The organism is Microcystis sp. T1-4, from assembly GCF_000297435.1.
Taxonomy (GTDB): domain Bacteria; phylum Cyanobacteriota; class Cyanobacteriia; order Cyanobacteriales; family Microcystaceae; genus Microcystis.
Map to the genome: position 1 here is coordinate 1 of NZ_CAIP01000395.1, position 1,605 is coordinate 1,605.

Sequence of the window (1,605 nt, forward strand, 5' to 3'; positions counted from 1 at the left end):
CTTTAGGGATAGAACCTGAAGAGTAGTGGTTTTGTCAGGTAGGCAAGCACGAACAATTCATGAAAAAAAAGACTGCCTACCTGCCAGGAAGAACAAATTACACTGCGTCGTCACCCGCAAAGGGATAACATTGCCTGGTGGCTAAATCACAGAAGGTAGCAGGGGTAATCACATTACCATCACTAGGAACGGTAGTGATATTGTCTCGTTGAACTGGGGCGGTAATGCGAGGGGTCAGTTTTGGGGTTTTCATCGTAAGTTACTCCAAAGGTAGTTGTCGATAACACTAAAAGCTTTACACGATCTTTGTCAAGAGTTTTCTGTTAACTATTGTCAACTTTAAACAATTTGTTTGCGGGAAAAATAGACAAAGTTTTGCAGGAAAAATGGACAAAGTTTAAGACCAGATTCGACCCCGACGAAACGGCGGATCATTGGGATTCGCCTTGCGGTCTTTGAACATGGTTTTCCAGCGTCCGTAATCTTCTAAACCAGTGGCGGGAATGTATTTAGTTTTAGGTTCAGTTGTTTCTGGTTGCTCAGTCTTGGGTTTTTCTGGGGTGGGTTGAGTAACATTCGCAGCAGCGGGTGTTGATTCTGGCGCACCTTTGGGTTTAGTAGCCATTGTTTGATGCTCTCCATGAGTTTGTGGTAATACAGGTTGTGGATCGCCGTCAGTTGCTAAAGCAGTTGTTGGCGTATCGTTGTTCTGCGGTTCGGTTAAGGGGATTTGAGGAAGAGATTGACTCCCACAAATGATTTGTTCGAGAACCGTGGCAAAATCCCTGAGAGAACCTTCAGCGGTGAAAGATTGACCGCCAGTTTCTTGGGCGACGCGAGCATATTCAGCTTCAATCGTGTGACGATAGCGACTTTTAGATTGACCACAATAGGTATGAATGATCACTTGCGCCGTTTTAGCTCCTTGAATTGCCTGGTTAGCGGCTTCAATATCCTTGGCAAGGGTTTTGTCCCCGCCTGCATCTAAGGCTTCATCTCCTAGATAAAAAATCGCCCTTTTCGCCCCAGTCCGCCAATCAAAATGAGTGGCAAGATCTTGCATCACCCGCGCCGCATCTTCCTGGGCTCCCCCTGATGGGAGTTCACCTTTTTTTCGGCTTTTTAAGGCTGATTCGGGAATGGCACAGGTTTTGCTTAGATAGTCTCGAACTGTGCGCTCAAATTGGGTGTTTTTCCAGGTTCCTTCGATCCCCAGCCAGATCACTCGCAGGTCTGAGGGACAGTGAGAACGGGCGTTAGCGATCGCCGTTTCCGCCGCCTGACTCAATCCTTCGGCCTCCGCTTTAACGGAGACACTGGTATCAATCACAATGACTAAATCAACAGGAATTGCCGTCATAAAATGGGAGTGATAGGTGAGTAGGTGAATCTAGGTTTTCATTGTTGCTCATGCTGTCATTATTTGTTACGGCAGATTGCCTTTTAATGACAGATTAATAAAGACTATATTTTCTACCCTTGACTAATAGCGAAAACCGCCAAAAGAGGACATTTTCAGATAGCCATAGTGAGGGTATTGAAACTGAGCCGGATCATTGTAGTTAGCTCCATGAACCAACTTCACCAGGATAGATACCAAGTCTT

The 1,605-nt window shown here is 45.8% G+C and carries 2 protein-coding genes; both read right to left on the minus strand.

Annotation, left to right across the window (positions count from 1 at the left end):
* Nucleotides 1-97 precede the first annotated feature (97 nt).
* The gene (locus MICAI_RS24415; RefSeq protein WP_008205689.1) at nucleotides 98-253 is read right to left on the minus strand and encodes an anacyclamide/piricyclamide family prenylated cyclic peptide; all 156 of its coding nucleotides are present in this window, start codon (nucleotides 251-253) and stop codon (nucleotides 98-100) included.
* 144 nt (nucleotides 254-397) lie between these two features.
* Entirely contained in the window at nucleotides 398-1,360 is a 963-nt protein-coding gene (locus MICAI_RS27350) for a cyanobactin biosynthesis PatC/TenC/TruC family protein (RefSeq protein ID WP_008205691.1), read from the minus strand.
* Nucleotides 1,361-1,605: the final 245 nt, after the last annotated feature.

What these genes read in the sequence shown, in the direction of transcription:
- MICAI_RS24415 (WP_008205689.1), bottom strand. Translation starts at nt 253, where the DNA reads ATGAAAACCCCAAAACTGACCCCTCGCATTACCGCCCCAGTTCAACGA.
- MICAI_RS27350 (WP_008205691.1), bottom strand. Translation starts at nt 1,360, where the DNA reads ATGACGGCAATTCCTGTTGATTTAGTCATTGTGATTGATACCAGTGTC.